We start from the raw sequence: 15,195 nt of genomic DNA on the forward strand, positions 1-15,195 counted from the left end.
CTCGCCCCTCAGATAAACGCCAGGGCAGCCCGGGCATCCACGATCGCAGCCAGATGCTGTGCCAGCCTGGACGGCAAGTAGTCGAAAAAGAACCCCGCGCTTTGCAGCTTGTCGGCACGCAGGGGATCCGCTTCAGGCAATGCCCTGGAGACCCGTGCTGCCCGCGCCCAGGACAGGGCCAGCAGCGTTACGCCACACAACTGAAGGAAATCCCCTGCGATTCGATAGGGGTATTCGCTGTCTTCCCGCGTCCGTTCGACCACTTCCTCGACCACCGCAGCCAGGGTATTGCAAAGACTGTCCAGGGCTGCGGCGAACCTCTGGCACTCAACCCATTCGCCACCCAGCCTCGCCTCTTCGCGCATCTGCGCCAGCAGCAAGCCAAACGCCCGGCCGTGGTCGCCCAGGACCTTGCGCAGCAGCAGGTCATTGGCCTGAATTTCGTTGCTGCCCTCATAGATCATCGCAATGCGACTGTCGCGCAAGGTCTGCTCAATGGCGAACTCGGCGACGTAACCGCAACCGCCGAACACTTGCAAGGAGCTGCTGGCTTGGCGAAAACCCTGCTCGGTAAAGAACGCCTTGATGATCGGCGTCAACAGGTGCGCCAGTTGACTGGCATGCTGCCGGGTCTGTAGCTCCACGGCATGCTCGGCCTGATCCAGCAAATGGGCGGCCCAATAGCCGATGGCTCGCATGCCTTGGCTGGCAGTGCGCAACTCCAGCAACACCCGGCGCATGGCCGGATGATAATGAATCGGGTCGGCAGCCTGCGCCTCCACCCCTTCGGGTCTCAGCGGTGCGCGCATCTGCAACCGCTCGGCGGCATATTTCCTTGCGTTCTGCCACGCCGCCTCGGCATGCCCCAAGCCTTGCAGCCCGACATGCAGGCGCGCCGAATTCATCATCACGAACATCGCCGCCAGGCCCTGATTGGCTTCGCCGATCAACCAGCCTTGAGCGCCATCGAACACCAGGGAACAGGTGGCACTTCCCTTGATACCCATCTTGTGTTCCAGGCCGTCGCAGCGCACACCGTTGGCCTGGCCATCGTCCAGTCGTTTGGGCACCAGGAACAGTGAGATGCCACGACTGCCCGACGGCGCATCTGGCAAGCGCGCCAACACCAGGTGCAGGATATTTTCCGTAAGGTCGTGCTCGCCGCCGGAGATAAACAGCTTGTTACCCTGCAGGCGATAGCTGCCATCTTCGCCAGGCTCGGCGCGACAGCGTAGCAGGCCGACATCACTGCCTGCCTGGGGCTCGGTCAAACACATGGTAGGCAGGGTTTGGCCACTGACGATCTCGGGCAGATACCGTTCCTGCAGCCAAGGTGCGCCATGGCTCTTGAGGCACAGGTATGCACCGTAGACGATGCCGGTGTACATGGCCCAGGCATGGTTGCTGGCATAGAGCATCTCTTGCAGCGCGGCATCGAGCAATTGCGGCAACCCCTGTCCACCCAGCGCCTCGCCACAAGCCAGCGCAGGCCAGCCACCGTCGACGTAAGCCTGATAGGCACTGGCAAAACCGTCCGGGGTACTGACCTGGCCTGCCTTCCAACGGCAGCCCTGGCGATCGCCGCTGCTGTTCAACGGCGCCAGCACGTTCTGACTGAAGCGGCCCGCCTCCTCCAGCACCTGCATCGCCAGCGGCAGATCAAGCGCTTCGAACGCCTGACAGCGACGCCATGTAGCGGGCGCCTGCAACCAGTGTTCGAACACAAATTGCATATCGCGCAGAGGTGCCTGGTAGCTCCACATAAATAACCTCGTCAGGGGTATAAAACGGACCACCCACCACTCAAGGCGGGCATAAACTCAGGCGTGGTACGCCGGATTCTCGATCAACAACCCCATGCCCTGGCCACCGCCTACACAAGCCGCGGCTATCCCGTAGCGCAGATTGTGCTGGCGCAACTGCCTGGCCAAGGTCATGACCAACCGCAAGCCGGTAGCCGCCAGTGGATGCCCGACGGCCAAAGAGCCACCCTGGACGTTGAGCCGGGTCTGATCCAGCTCCAACTCCTGCGCGACCGCCAGTACCTGGGCCGCCTGGGCTTCGTTGATCTCGAAACGACCAATGTCATCAAGACTCAATCCACTGCGTTGCAGCAACAGACGGATCGCGGGTGCCGGGCCAATGCCCATGAACTCAGGCGCCACACCGACCACCGCGCTGGCCAGCAAACGAGCCAGGGGCACACGCGTGCAGGCTGAGCCCCGTCCTACCAGGGCCGCCGCCGCGCCATCGACGACTGCGCAGCTGTTACCGGCGGTTTGTACGCCACCCACATGCAACGCCCGCAGGCGCGACAGAGCCGAGAAGTCAGTGGGTCGTGGATGGCTGTCCTGGGTGACGATACCGGTGCCACGCGGCAGCTTGATGCCCCTTGGCTGATAGCCTTCCAGTTCAAACACCTGGTTATCAATGGGTACGATCTCCTCACACCATGCGCCTGCGCGCTGTGCCTGCAAGGCTCGCTGATGACTGTCGCAGGCATAACGGTCCACCGCCTCGCGACACAGATCATAGCGTCGCGCCAGGTTGTCGGCGGTGGCGATCATGTCCAACCCGGGGGCCGGGTCGTACAGGGCTTCCCAGAGAAAATCCTTGAATTGCACCCCGCCACCGAGACGAAACCCGTCCCGGTGTGTGTAGGCGGCAATCGGATTGCGTGACATCGATTCACTGGCCACGCATAAGGCTAACTGAACGTCATCGCGCAACTGTCCAGCAGACTGGCGCAACAGCTCAAAGCCGGTGGCGCAGATGCGCTGCACCCCCAGCGCAGGAACCGTTTGCGCCACGCCGCTGTACAACCCGATGTGCCGTGGCAACAAATAGGCGTCAAAGCTGGCTTGGGCCATGGAGCCAGCCAGCACGCTGTCTACGGCCAGAGGATCGATGCCGGCCCGGGCCAGCACCTCACGACCGACCTTGATCCCAAGATCGATAGGCGAAACCTGGGCCAGGGCCCCACCAAGATCAACCCAGGGGGTGCGCACCGCATCGAAAATCGCCACATCGGCAAAGGCGCAATATTGCCCTGCACTGCTCACGCCCTGAGTTCCATGGCTTTTGCTCTCTCTTTGCGCACTTGAAGGTGAGCAAAAAACTAACCGGTCATTTTAGTTATGTCAATTAACCATTATCAAAATTAACTAAATCTGTATCTGGTCAGCGGGAGAGAAATCCTCGAGTAATTCAATGAAGGATTGTCGCAACCAGCGGTTGGCCGGGTCATGATGGAAACGCGTATGCCAGTAAAGGTGAATGTCGTATCCGCAAATATCCCATGGCAGCGGCACCAGGCGCACATCGGTGATGTCGGCAAACCTGCGTCCGACTGCCAAGGGTACAGTGGCGATCATGTCGGACTCGGCCACCAGAAACGGTACGCCCATAAACCGTGGCAGGCTGAAACGCACTCGACGGGTGATGCCGCGGCTCGCCAGCTCACGATCCAGCCCACTCATTCCACGCCCGTCAGGCTGGACCGCGACATGTAATGCACTCTGATACTGCTCGGCGCTCATGCTGTCACCGATGGTCGGATGATCGCGACGAACGATGCAGACAAACGAATGGCGATACAACGCACGATGCCGGATCGAGGTATTGAGCAAGCGTGGAAAATAGCCGATTGCCGCGTCCACCTCGCCGGCATCCAGCCCCTCCTCCAACTGCTCCGAGGACAACGCCAGGGTACGAATTCTTAATTGCGGCGCTTTACTGTCGAGCATTCGCATCAATCGGGGCAAGAACACCATCTCACCGATATCCGACATGCACAGCACCAACTGGCGCTCGGAGTGTTCGGCAACGAAACCGGTGGAGGGCAACACCTCGCTGCTGACCATCTCCAGGATCCGTTGCACCGGCTCGGCGATCTGCAGGGCTCTGGCCGTAGGTTGCATGCCACGTGCAGTGCGAATGAACAATGGGTCATCGAACAGCGTGCGCAACTTGGCCAAGGCGAAGCTCATGGCAGGCTGGCTGAGCCCCATGAGATCACCGGCCAGGGTCACGCTTTGCTTTTTGCGCAGCGCATCGAAGACTTTCAGCAGGTTGAGATCGACGTCCTTGATATCCATATTTTGGATTTTATCTATAAGTAAAATAAGGTTTTCGGATTCTAGGTCGAAGCCTAGACTCGGTACAAGATCGTTAAGGTAATTAACCGAATCGACATCTAATAAAAACAACGGAGCGAATCATGCCCAAGAAGCTACGCAGTAATTTCCCCTACGGATCCTACTTGTGGGCTGTGCGTGCCGCCCAGTGGCGCGCCTTGGGAATTGAGGAAAGCGAGCTGGAAAAACCGAAAATCGCCATCGTGAACTCGTCGTCGAACCTGGCGATTTGTTTCAGTCATCTGGATGGTATCGCTGCCAGCCTCAAGCAATCGATACGCGATGCCGGTGCGCTGCCCTTCGAAATTCGTACCGCCGCGCCCAGTGATTTCATCACCGGTGCCGGTGCGGGAGGCGCCTATATGCTCGCCGCCCGAGACCTCATCACCAACGATATTGAAGTAGCGGTTGAAGGCGCTCAGCTCGACGGCATGATCTGCCTGGCCTCTTGCGACAAAACAGTACCCGGCCAGTTGATGGCAGCCGCCCGGTTGAACATCCCGACGCTGATCGTTGTGTGCGGGTATCAGCCAAGCGGCGAATATAACGGCCGGCACGTCGATATCGAAGATGTATTCATCAGTTCCATGCACGTGGTCACCGGCAAATTGCCAGTCGAGGAACTGGCCGGCATGGCACGCAACGCCATCAAGGGGCCCGGGGTCTGTTCGGGCATGGGCACGGCCAACTCCATGCACCTGGTCTGTGAAGCCTTGGGCATGGCCTTGCCCGGCAGTTCCCCTATTGCAGCCAATAGCCCGCAGATGTTCGATTTCGTTCACCAGGCTGGCAAGCGCATCGTGGAAATGATCGAGGAAGATCTCAAGCCTCGCGACATCCTGACGCCTGCTGCCTTTGCCAACGCCGTTGCGACAATTCTCGCCGCGGGAGGCTCGGTCAACACCATCAAACATATGCAGGCGGTGGCGGCTGAAGGTGGCATTGACGTAGACGTGTACCAACTCTTCAGGGAACTGGGAAAAAAGATACCGGTGCTGGTCGGCGTACGACCAGTGGGCGAACACAGCATTGAGCAAATGGAAGCGGCAGGCGGTGGTCGCGGGCTGCTCAAGCGCCTTGAGCCTTTGCTGCACGGTGACGTGCTGACCGTCACCGGCAAAACCTTGACGCAAAACCTGTTGGGGGTAACCGTCAGCGACGACGAGGTGATCCGCCCGTTGCACACCCCCTTTGCCACCCAACCGGCCATCGTGATGCTGCGCGGCAACATTGCCCCGCAGGCAGGCATCGTCAAATACGGCATCGACCCGCGCAAGCCACGCCAGTTCAAGGGCCCCGCGATCTGCTTCGAGCGCTCCGCCGATGCCATCCAAGCGTTGCAGGACGGACGTATCCAGCCCGGCCATGTCGTGGTCATGCGTGGTGCCGGCGTACAGGGCGGTCCCGCCATGGGCGGTGGCGCCTCGAAGGTGGTGTTCGCCATTGACGGGGCCGGGCTGGGTGACCACGTGGCAATGCTGACCGACGGTCACCTTTCGGGGCTGGTGTGCAAAGGCCTGGTCGTGGCTGAGGTGGCTCCAGAAGCAGCCGTCGGCGGTCCTCTCGCACTGGTGGAGGACGGCGACATCATCGATATCGACCTGGATCTCAACACCCTTGACGCCAATATCAGCGAAACCCAAATGCAAGCCCGACGCGCCCGCTGGATACCTGCGGCCCCTCAGTTCGGTGGTGGCTGGCTGGATATATACCGCCACAATGTGTCCTCCATGGAACACGGTGCGGTGTTGATAAAGCCATTGGACATCACCCCGCCCGGGGAGCAACCGCAATGAAGTTGCGCGACGACGAAAAAGCCATGCTCGCTGGCGATCAAGGGCCGGCGGTGCAAAAAGCCATGGATTTGCTGGTGCGCTATGGCGAAGCCCTGGATGCGCAATGTCTGGTGGATACGCGAAATGTGGCCGGTACCATCGGAGCCACCACGCCCTTTCTGCGTCAGTACGCAGACCAAAATGGCGGCATGGATGCGGTGTTCAGCGAGTTCAACCTCGACAGCGCCGAATGGGTCAAGATTCCCCGGGTCAAGGTCCCGAGCAGCCACCTGCAGCAAGGCATCGACCCCCGGCACGCTGTACGCCAAGGCATCTCGCAAGACGTGGTCCGCATCTATGAAACAGGTCAGGCTTACAGCAGTGATCTGGGGGTACAACCCTTGAATACCTGTACGCCCTATCAGGTCGGCAACGTGCCGGTAAAGGGCGAACACTGCGCATGGATGGAATCCTCTGCGGTGATCTATATCAACTCGGTACTCGGTGCCCGCACCAATGCCGAAGGCCGGGAAAGCACGGGCGCGGCGATGCTGACCGGCAAGATCCCCTATTGGGGCCTGCACATCGAGGAGAACCGTCGCGGTACCCACCTGATCCAGCTGGACATAGAGGTAAGTACCACGGCTGACTGGGGGTTGCTCGGCTACTGGGTCGGTGAGCAGGTGCAGGACCGCATCCCGGTCATCCAGGGTTTGAGTCACCAGCCCAACCTGGCTCGCCTCAAGCATTTCGGGGCAGCGGCGGCTTCCAGTGGCGGGGTGGAAATGTATCACCTGGTTGGGGTGACACCTGAAGCCCAAACCAGCGAGCAGGCGTTTGGCGCGTCCCCGCCCCTGGCCACAATGCGCTTCGGCGAGGCCGAGCGGCGCTGGGCCTACGAGCAAGTCAATATCACCGCGCGTGATGACGAGATTGACTTCGTGATGCTCGGTTGCCCGCACTACAGCCTCGAACAACTCTGGGAGGTCTGCCAATTGCTGGAAGGCCAACGCCTGAGTCCGAATACCGAACTCTGGATATTTACGGCGGCGTCGATCAAACAGCTCGCCGATGTCGCCGGCTACACCCGCATCATCGAACAGGCCGGTGGGCATCTGATGACCGATACCTGCTCGGCCATTGGCAAGGTGGTTCCCACGGGCACACGGGTGGCGGCAGTCGATTCGGCCAAACAGGCGCACTACCTGCCTGCGATCATGGGTATCCAGACCTGGTTCGGCAGCACCGCCGATTGCGTTCAGGCCGCCATTGAGGGCCGTTGGAAAGGAGTATTGAGATGAGCACAACCTTCACCCTCACCGGCCGCAAGGTCGTAGGCGGCTGTTTCGAAGGCGAAGCACTGGTGACCCGGGACCGCATCTCCGGCTGGGGCGGCATCGACCCGCGCAGCGGCACCGTCATTGAGACCCGTCACGAACTCAAGGGCATCAGCTTCGCCGGCAAAGTGCTGGTGTTTCCCGGAGCCAAGGGCTCGTCCGGCTGGTCCTCGCAGTTCCATATCGCCCGTATCGCCGGCGTAGCCCCGGGCGCCATGTTGTTCAACGAAATGACCGCAAAAATGGGCCTTGGCGCCGTGGTCGTCCATGCGCCGGCCATGACCGACTTCACAGAGGATCCATTGAGCCGTATTCAAACCGGGGATTGGGTTCGCGTCGATGCCGACGCCGGGACCGTTGAAGTGACTCCGCGTCAACTGCAAACCGATCAGTTCATATCGCGACACCCGACCGGCCCGGAGCGAACGCGGGACCTGTCGTAACCGGAATCTGCCAGCCGCAACAACCGCTCCCGTGACCTTTGGTCATCGGGCTCGGGGTCGGCTGCCCTTTTTACATCTCAAAGGTAGTTTTATGGCTCATGTCATTCGCACGGTACGCCGTACCAGCGCCCCCACCGCTCAACGCTTGCAGGCCGACGTATGCATTGTCGGCGCGGGTATCTCCGGTATTTCCGCCGCTCTGGAGGCCGCAGCGCTCGGCAAACGCGTCGTGCTGTTCGATGCCCTGCCGATGCTCGGCGGCCAGGCGGTCGGCTCAATTATCGGGACGTTCTGCGGGTTGTTCTCCAATGGTCCGAACCGCCGGTTGCTGACCCACGGTATCGCCGACGACATCCTTCGTGACCTGGGCGCCTCGGGGGACTTGCATCAGGCCATTGGCCCCCTGACGACTGTTGTTTACTACGACGAAGTTGCCTTGGGCCGATGGATTGGCCAGAAAGTCCTCGACGCCGGGATCACCGTGGTGCTCGGTGCAGTGTTACGCGATGTAGTGCGCGAAGGTCCGCGGATCCGGGAAGTGGAACTGGCCACCCGCTACGGCGATGTGCGTGTCGCGGCCAACGGTTTTATCGACGCCAGCGGAGACGCGGCATTAGTCTGGAACGCCGGGCTTGCCTGTCGCGAGCCGGATACACCCATCTATGGCACCCAGATGTTCGTCCTTGAGCATATCAATGAAGCGTACTTGCCCACCCGCGCGCAATTCACCGAACGGGTCAAACAAAAGGCCAAAAGCTACGGTATCGAACGCGACGACGGACTGTTCTTTCAGTTCCCCGGGCGTGGCACCGCGGCCTTCAACATGACTCACATCGAAACGCCTCTGGATCCGGTGGCCGCTTCCCATGTCGCCATCGCCGGACGCCAGCAGGTGGACCTGGTGATCAACTTCCTTCAGTCGGAGTATCCCGAGGCCTACAGCAAGGCCAAGGTACGGGCATACGCGCTGCCAGGTATTCGCCAGACCCGCTGGATTGTCGGACATCATCATTTGACAACCGACGAAGTGCGGGCGGCGACGATATTTCCAGACGCGGTAGCCCGTACATCCTGGCCAGTGGAACTACACGGCAATACCAGTGGTTATCAGTGGGAGCCCTTTGGTGACGATCACATTCACAGTGTGCCGTTGCGCAGCATGCTTGCCGAGGGTAGCGATAACCTGGTCGTGGCCGGGCGCTGCATCGACGCTGACGCGGCCGCGCTGTCGAGTGTCCGGGTGATGGGCCCCTGTATCGCAATGGGGGCCGCTGCGGCCCATGCGCTGGACCTCGCGGGCCCCGATGGCAGGTTGAGTGACATACCCGCCCCGGCATTGCGCGAGCGGCTGGCGTTCAATCTGGAATAGTTCTGAAAGCAGTTCGACGCGCCCACCATTCAAACGGGGGGCGCCACTCCAACAAAAATAAAAAATGCAGTGGAGAACGCACATGTCACAGTCCCGCACCCTGGACGTAGCGGCGCTTATAGAAGGTCGCAAACTGTCACGCTTCAACTACGTGGTGATTCTGGTCTCGGTTCTGATCACCTTCCTCGATGGCTTCGATTTGCTGGTGCTGTCGCACACGGCCTCTTACATCGCCGATGAAGTCGGCCTGGACAAGATCCAGCTGGGCGAGATTTTCTCCATCGGCCTGCTGGGAATGATGCTCGGTGGATTCTTCTTCGGCTACCTGGGTGACCGAATCGGGCGGCGTCCCACCATTCTTCTTTCCACCTGCTCATTTGGGGTATTGACCTTACTGTTTGCCTTGGCCAACAGCTATGAGTCGCTGATGGTCCTGCGCTTTCTCAACGGCTTCGCCCTGGGCGCCATGTTGCCGTTGTGCTGGGCCTTGAACATTGAGTTCGTACCCAAGCGTTATCGCTCGACGGTGGTGACCATCATCATGGTCGGATTCAGTCTGGGCAGCGCGATGGCCGGCCCGATCACCGTCTGGCTGGCGCCGCATGTCGGTTGGCAGGGGGTGTTCGTGTTAGGTGGCGTACTGACCCTGGCCGCCAGCGTGCTGCTGTTTTTCACCCTGCCCGAATCGGTCCGGTTCCTGGCCAGCAAGCGTAAAGGCCCGGAAAAAATCACGGCAACGCTCAAGCGCATGGATTCGAGCCTGGATGTGCGACCTGGCGACCGCTTCGTCCTACTGGACGAGCCGGATCTGGGCCACAAGGAATTTCGGGTCAGCCAACTGTTTATCGGCCGCCTGAAATGGGTTACCCCGATGATCTGGCTGGGCTACTCCGCCAGTTCCATGGCCATGTACTTTCTCGCCTCGTGGAGCCCACTGGTCTATCAGTACGCAGGATTTGACCGCGCGACAGCTTCGTGGGTCAGCTCGATCGCCTCGTTCAGCGGCGCAATGGCGGGCTTGGCGATGATGCGTTTCGTCGATACCCGCGGCCCATATATGGTGATGATCTATCCGTTGCTGGCGTTGCCTTTCCTGCTGGTATTGGGCATCTCCGGCATGCAGGGCACCGCGTTCCTGATGCTGAGCCTGGTAGGGGCCGTGTTCGTCAAAGGCTCCCACTACGGCATCCTCAGTATCGCCGGGGTCTTCTACCCCAGCGCTATCCGCGCCAATGGTGCGGGCTGGGCCACCTCGATCGCCAAGATCGGTTCGATCCTTGGCCCATTGCTGGGCGCTTATGTACTGAACAGCGGAATGCCAGTGGTCAAGAGCTTCCTGGTCCTGGCCATCTGTCCGGCAATACTGGCCGCCTGTGCGTTCGCAATCGGTCACCTGACCCGCCACGACCTTGCGGTGGATCCATTGCCGGCACCGTCACAGACGTGACCGCCTGCCTCTGACCCACAAAACCTAGACCCATGCCTGCTGCGCCGCGTCGTCACCGACGCGGTCAGGCAAAACTCGCCCCGGATAATCTTCATCCCTCTCCTGAGAGCAATAAAAAAATGAACAGGAATCTACCCTTCTTCACCGCACTTGCACTCTTGTGTCACGGCAGCTACGCCCAGGCAGACTTTCTCAAGGACAGCAGCGCGACGTTGACCACGCGCAATTTCTATCTCAATCGCGACTTTCGCCAGAGTGGCGCGCCCCAGGCCAAGGCCGAAGAATGGACCCAAGGCTTCTTCGCCGAACTTCAGTCCGGCTACACCGAAGGTACCGTTGGATTTGGCCTCGATGCCTTGGGCGAACTGGGGATCAAGCTCGACTCGGGCCGAGGTCGACGGGGCACCGCACTGTTGCCCTACGGACCCGACAGCAACCAGCCAGTTGACGAGTACAGCGAACTGGGGCTGACGGCAAAAATGCGTCTGTCCCAGACCCGGCTCAAGGTAGGAACCCTGATGCCGATTCACCCGCTGGCGTATTACAGCGATACCCGACTACTGCCCTCGACCTTCACCGGCGCCTACCTGACGTCGAGCGAAGTCGAGAACTTGACCGTCACCGCAGCGAGGTTGACAGCGGCCAACGGCCGCGACTCTTCCAGTAATGACGACATCAGCTACGCCGGCCAGAGCAGCGATCATCTAGACCTGCTCGGCGGCGACTATACGCTGGGCAAGAACCTGACCCTGCGCTACCACCGAGGAGAGCTGCAGGACATCTACCGCCAGCACTTTTCCGGAGTGATTCACATACTGCCATTGGGAGAAGGCATGAGCCTGCGCTCCGACTTGCGCTACGTCGACAGTAGCGACACGGGCGCCGCAAAGGCCGGGAAGATCGACAACCGCAACTTCAATGGCATGTTCACCCTGACCGTCGGCGCCCAGCGATTCGCCGCGGCGTTTCAGCACCTGTCGGGAGACAGTGTGTATCCAGTGATCGACACCGGCACTCCGTATGTGGCGAACCTCGTCACCTATAACCCCTTCACCAAGGCCAACGAGAAATCCTGGCAACTGCGTTACGAATATGACTTCGCCGCGCTCGGCATACCAGGCCTGACGTTCATGACCCGATATGTGAAAGGCAGCGATATCCGCACCAGTACGGTAAACGACGGCAGTGAGTGGGAACGTGATACCGACCTGACCTACGTCTTCCAGAGCGGTGCACTGGAAGGCCTGAACCTGCGCTGGCGCAACGTCACGTACCGGTCCGGGGATGGCCTGACCCAGCAGCTCGATGAAAATCGCCTGATCGTCGGTTACACCTGGAAATTGTGGTGAGCCCGGCATACCGGAACACGCTCACTGGGGTCTTACTGTGTGGAGAGCAATCATGATTCCGTCACGCGCAATTGATGTCGCCGCCTTGATTGAGGGGCGCAAACTGTCGAGTTTCAACTATCTGATTATCTGTGTGTCGGTGCTGATCACCTTCCTTGATGGCTTTGACTTGCTGATGCTCTCCCATACCGCCGCCTACATGGCCGAGGAGATTGGCCTGGATAAACTGCAATTGGGCAACATCTTTTCCATCGGTTTGTTCGGCATGATGCTGGGTGGATTCTTTTTCGGTTATCTGGGTGACCGGATTGGCCGCCGCCCGACCATCATCCTGTCCACCAGCGCCTTTGGCCTGATGACCTTGCTGTTCACCTTGGCCGATAGTTACGCCTCGTTGCTGATCTTGCGCTTTCTCAATGGCTTTGCCTTGGGCGCCATGTTGCCACTTTGCTGGGCTTTGAATATCGAGTTTGTGCCCAAGCGCTACCGTGCAAGCGTGATCACCATCATCATGGTTGGCTTCAGCCTCGGCGGCGCGGTGGCCGGTCCCCTGACCGTGTGGATGGCGCCACACTACGGCTGGGCCAGCGTGTTTGCGCTGGGCGGCATCGCGACGTTGCTTTCCAGTGTGCTGTTGTTTTTCACCCTGCCAGAATCGGTGCGATTTCTGGTGAGCAAGCAAAGACGGCCGGAAACCGTGGCGCGGATCCTCAAGCGCCTGGATCCGGGCATCGATCTTCGCCCCGGGGATCGCTATTTTCTTGGCGATGAAATCGACATAGGCCACCAACCATTCCGTGTCGGGCAGTTGTTCATCGGCAAACTGAAATGGATCACGCCCATGATCTGGATTGGCTTCGGAGCAAGCTCCATGGCCATGTACTTTCTCGCGTCATGGAGCCCGCTGGTGTACCAGTACGCAGGCTTCGACCGGGCTACCGCGTCATGGGTGAGCTCCTTCGCGTCGTTCAGCGGCGCCATGGCCGGGCTCGTGTTGATGCGAGTGGTCGACACCCGGGGGCCCTACGCCGTAATGATATACCCCCTGCTGTCGTTACCCTTTTTGCTGGTCCTGGGCATCGGCGAACTGCAAGGTAATGCCTTTATTGCGCTGAGCCTGGTGGGCGCTATTTTCGTCAAGGGCAGCCACTACGGCATTACCAGTATCGCCGGGATTTTCTACCCCAGTGCCATTCGCGGCAACGGCGCCGGATGGGCAGCATCGATGGGTAAGATCGGCTCTGTATGCGGACCGTTACTCGGCGCCTATGTGCTCAACAGCGGCATGCCCGTGGTGAAGAGCTTCGCAGTACTGGCTCTGTGCCCTGCGGTACTTGGAGTGTGTGCCTATGTCGTGGCCCGCATTGATCGGCGCTCAACCGTGAACACCGAGCTTGTGACCACGTCGCAGCCCTAGAAAGACGGGTCGCCCGCCTTCCCCCACCCTCACCAATTCCCAACCATTTGCCACAACGATGCCCCCACCCCGGTAATGCTCTCCCCGGCAATCAACCCCGCCGCCGCGGTGATGGCAAAGCGTTCTGTAAGGCTCGGCCAGCGGCAGCTCACCAGCCAGGTGAGTACCGCGCCGAGGGCCATCATCAGCGACACCGAGGCCGGCAAGACGAACGCCAGGCCCAAAGCCGCCGTGCTGGGCAAGTAACGGGCCCGATGAGTGGGCAGTACGCTGTCGAGGATCCCCAACAGCACGCCGGCCACGGCACCGATGATGACCGCCCAACGAATGCTCGCTGACAGTGAGTCCAGACCCAGGGTCAGGGTTTGCGCCACGGCTTTCCAGGTGGCCACCGCCGGGGCTGGCCACTCTTGGGTGAGCAGCATCGATTGCGGGTCCGGGATCAGGGCCAGGTAGGCCAATACCCCAACGATGCTTCCGACGAAAATCCCCAGGGTCTGGGCGATCAACTGCTTGTGCGGTGTGGCGCCAATCGCCCGGCCCACCTTGAAGTCGTTCATCAAGTCCGTGCATTGACCCGCCGCACCGCCCGCGGTGTTGGCGCTCATCAAGTTGATCGGCACCTGTCCCGGGGCGACGATGCCAAAACTCAGCTGGGACAACTGCCCGATCGCACCGATGGGCGCAATGCCCGTGGCGCCGACCACCCTGGCCGCCACCGCCGCCAGGCAGATCGCCAAGGGAATGGTCAACAACGCCATCCAGGGGTTGATGCCAAACAACAGCGCTTGCAGGCTCACCACCAAAACGATTGCCACCAGGAAACCGGCGGCAGGTCCGGTCTTGGGCACCACCCAGGTCGCCCCGCCGCCCGCCTTGGTGGACGTGTGCAATGCCCACAAGCGAATCGCCAGGGAGGTCAGGGTCGAACATACCATCAGACTCACCCCCGGCCACAGTAACCACTCCACCAGCACCGCGAACTGCGGGCCGCTGCTGTCCGGCGGCAGTTGCACCAAGCCTTGCTCCAGCAGCCACGGCGCCAAGCCGCCCCATGCCAGCAAGGCGCCGAGCAGCAGGGTCAAGCCAACGCGAATCCCGATGATCCCGCCAAAACCTACCAACAACAGCGAAGGGTCAGCGGTAAACGTCAGGCGTTCCAACTGCGGGGTCGGCGACCAGCGCGGGAAAGCCCACATGAAGGTATCGACCCATTTGACCAGCCCGGACAGCAGCGCGGCGCTAAGCAATACCTTCAAGCGCTTCGCCGCTTCGTGGCCGTGGTTGTAGATATGCAGAAGGGTTTCCAGGGTCGCCATGCCCTCGGGGAATTTCAGCGCTTTGTCATTGAGCAGCGAGGGTCGCAGGTACCAGGCGATCCACACCCCCAGGAAGCTCACCGAGAACACCCAGGCGATCATCGGGACGACGTCCAACTGTTGACCGGTCAGCAAGGTGTAGGCCGGGATGGGCGCAACCAGCCCACCGGAAATGATTGACGCAGCGGCTGAGGCCACGGTCTGGTTGATGTTGCTTTCGTGCAGTGTCCAGGGCAGTTGCGCGTTGGAGCGCTTGGCCAGGCCTTGCCAGATGCCATAGCCGATCAGCAAGGCAATGATCGACATGTTGAACGACCAGCCGATCTTGAGGCCGGCGTACACATTGGAAGGCGTCAACAGGATACCGATCACGATTCCCGTACCGACCGCTCGCAGGCTGAGCTCACGTTCGACAGGGTAATCCAGGGCGATTGTTGGCGAGGTTGGGTGCATGCGAATTCCTTATCGGCAATGAGACAGCGCGATCACTCAACGCGGCGACTTAACAAGTGAGCGCTGCATTGGCGGAAGGTTCACATGACAGGGACAAGCCCTTGCAAGCGCTTAACGCTCATATCGAGGTTTTCCCGGGGCGGTTGCGGG

At 60.5% G+C, this 15,195-nt stretch carries 11 protein-coding genes; 7 read left to right on the top strand and 4 right to left on the bottom strand.

Annotated elements, in window-relative coordinates; genetic code table 11:
* Positions 1–8 precede the first annotated feature (8 nt).
* From MA884_RS01425 to MA884_RS01435, 3 genes are all read right to left on the bottom strand, one after another.
* Complete coding sequence (locus MA884_RS01425) at positions 9–1,763, bottom strand: acyl-CoA dehydrogenase (protein ID WP_256228615.1); 1,755 nt, start codon at positions 1,761–1,763, stop codon at positions 9–11.
* 57 nt (positions 1,764–1,820) lie between these two features.
* The gene (locus MA884_RS01430) at positions 1,821–3,062 is read right to left on the bottom strand and encodes a thiolase family protein (RefSeq protein WP_256228616.1); all 1,242 of its coding nucleotides are present in this window, start codon (positions 3,060–3,062) and stop codon (positions 1,821–1,823) included.
* A gap of 102 nt (positions 3,063–3,164) precedes the next feature.
* Entirely contained in the window at positions 3,165–4,097 is a 933-nt protein-coding gene (locus MA884_RS01435) for a LysR family transcriptional regulator (protein ID WP_256228618.1), read from the bottom strand.
* Between the two features lie 122 nt (positions 4,098–4,219).
* Between MA884_RS01435 and MA884_RS01440 the strand changes: the two genes are divergently transcribed.
* From MA884_RS01440 to MA884_RS01470, 7 genes are all read left to right on the top strand, one after another.
* Positions 4,220–5,932 carry a dihydroxy-acid dehydratase gene (locus MA884_RS01440; RefSeq protein ID WP_256228619.1) on the top strand — a complete coding sequence of 571 codons (1,713 nt, stop codon included), beginning with the start codon at positions 4,220–4,222 and terminating at the stop codon, positions 5,930–5,932.
* Positions 5,929–7,212: an aconitase X catalytic domain-containing protein gene (locus MA884_RS01445; RefSeq protein ID WP_256228620.1), complete on the top strand. Its 1,284-nt coding sequence runs from the start codon at positions 5,929–5,931 to the stop codon at positions 7,210–7,212. The genes MA884_RS01440 and MA884_RS01445 overlap by 4 nt, the downstream gene beginning before the upstream one ends.
* Positions 7,209–7,691, top strand: coding sequence for an aconitase X swivel domain-containing protein (locus MA884_RS01450; RefSeq protein WP_256228621.1), 483 nt, complete (start codon positions 7,209–7,211; stop codon positions 7,689–7,691). Before MA884_RS01445 ends, MA884_RS01450 begins: the two co-directional genes overlap by 4 nt.
* Positions 7,692–7,722: 31 nt before the next feature.
* Positions 7,723–9,060 carry an FAD-dependent oxidoreductase gene (locus tag MA884_RS01455; protein ID WP_371134711.1) on the top strand — a complete coding sequence of 446 codons (1,338 nt, stop codon included), beginning with the start codon at positions 7,723–7,725 and terminating at the stop codon, positions 9,058–9,060.
* An 82-nt stretch (positions 9,061–9,142) separates the two neighbouring features.
* The gene (locus MA884_RS01460; RefSeq protein WP_256228623.1) at positions 9,143–10,507 is read left to right on the top strand and encodes an MFS transporter; all 1,365 of its coding nucleotides are present in this window, start codon (positions 9,143–9,145) and stop codon (positions 10,505–10,507) included.
* A gap of 119 nt (positions 10,508–10,626) precedes the next feature.
* The gene (locus MA884_RS01465) at positions 10,627–11,856 is read left to right on the top strand and encodes an OprD family porin (protein WP_256228624.1); all 1,230 of its coding nucleotides are present in this window, start codon (positions 10,627–10,629) and stop codon (positions 11,854–11,856) included.
* 52 nt (positions 11,857–11,908) lie between these two features.
* A complete protein-coding gene (locus MA884_RS01470; protein ID WP_256228625.1) occupies positions 11,909–13,273 on the top strand; it encodes an MFS transporter in 1,365 nt (454 codons plus the stop codon).
* 29 nt (positions 13,274–13,302) lie between these two features.
* Here the strand turns inward: MA884_RS01470 and MA884_RS01475 are convergent, their stop codons facing one another.
* Positions 13,303–15,045 carry an OPT family oligopeptide transporter gene (locus tag MA884_RS01475; RefSeq protein WP_256228626.1) on the bottom strand — a complete coding sequence of 581 codons (1,743 nt, stop codon included), beginning with the start codon at positions 15,043–15,045 and terminating at the stop codon, positions 13,303–13,305.
* Positions 15,046–15,195: the final 150 nt, after the last annotated feature.

Origin of the sequence: Pseudomonas sp. Q11, assembly GCF_024494355.1 — a bacterium.
Lineage (GTDB): Bacteria > Pseudomonadota > Gammaproteobacteria > Pseudomonadales > Pseudomonadaceae > Aquipseudomonas > Aquipseudomonas hefeiensis.

Excerpts from the sequence above, each read along its gene's own strand:
- MA884_RS01425 (WP_256228615.1), bottom strand. The coding sequence starts at position 1,763 with ATGTGGAGCTACCAGGCACCTCTGCGCGATATGCAATTTGTGTTCGAA.
- MA884_RS01435 (WP_256228618.1), bottom strand. The coding sequence starts at position 4,097 with ATGGATATCAAGGACGTCGATCTCAACCTGCTGAAAGTCTTCGATGCG.
- MA884_RS01440 (WP_256228619.1), top strand. The coding sequence starts at position 4,220 with ATGCCCAAGAAGCTACGCAGTAATTTCCCCTACGGATCCTACTTGTGG.
- MA884_RS01445 (WP_256228620.1), top strand. The coding sequence starts at position 5,929 with ATGAAGTTGCGCGACGACGAAAAAGCCATGCTCGCTGGCGATCAAGGG.
- MA884_RS01450 (WP_256228621.1), top strand. The coding sequence starts at position 7,209 with ATGAGCACAACCTTCACCCTCACCGGCCGCAAGGTCGTAGGCGGCTGT.
- MA884_RS01460 (WP_256228623.1), top strand. The coding sequence starts at position 9,143 with ATGTCACAGTCCCGCACCCTGGACGTAGCGGCGCTTATAGAAGGTCGC.
- MA884_RS01465 (WP_256228624.1), top strand. The coding sequence starts at position 10,627 with ATGAACAGGAATCTACCCTTCTTCACCGCACTTGCACTCTTGTGTCAC.
- MA884_RS01470 (WP_256228625.1), top strand. The coding sequence starts at position 11,909 with ATGATTCCGTCACGCGCAATTGATGTCGCCGCCTTGATTGAGGGGCGC.
- MA884_RS01475 (WP_256228626.1), bottom strand. The coding sequence starts at position 15,045 with ATGCACCCAACCTCGCCAACAATCGCCCTGGATTACCCTGTCGAACGT.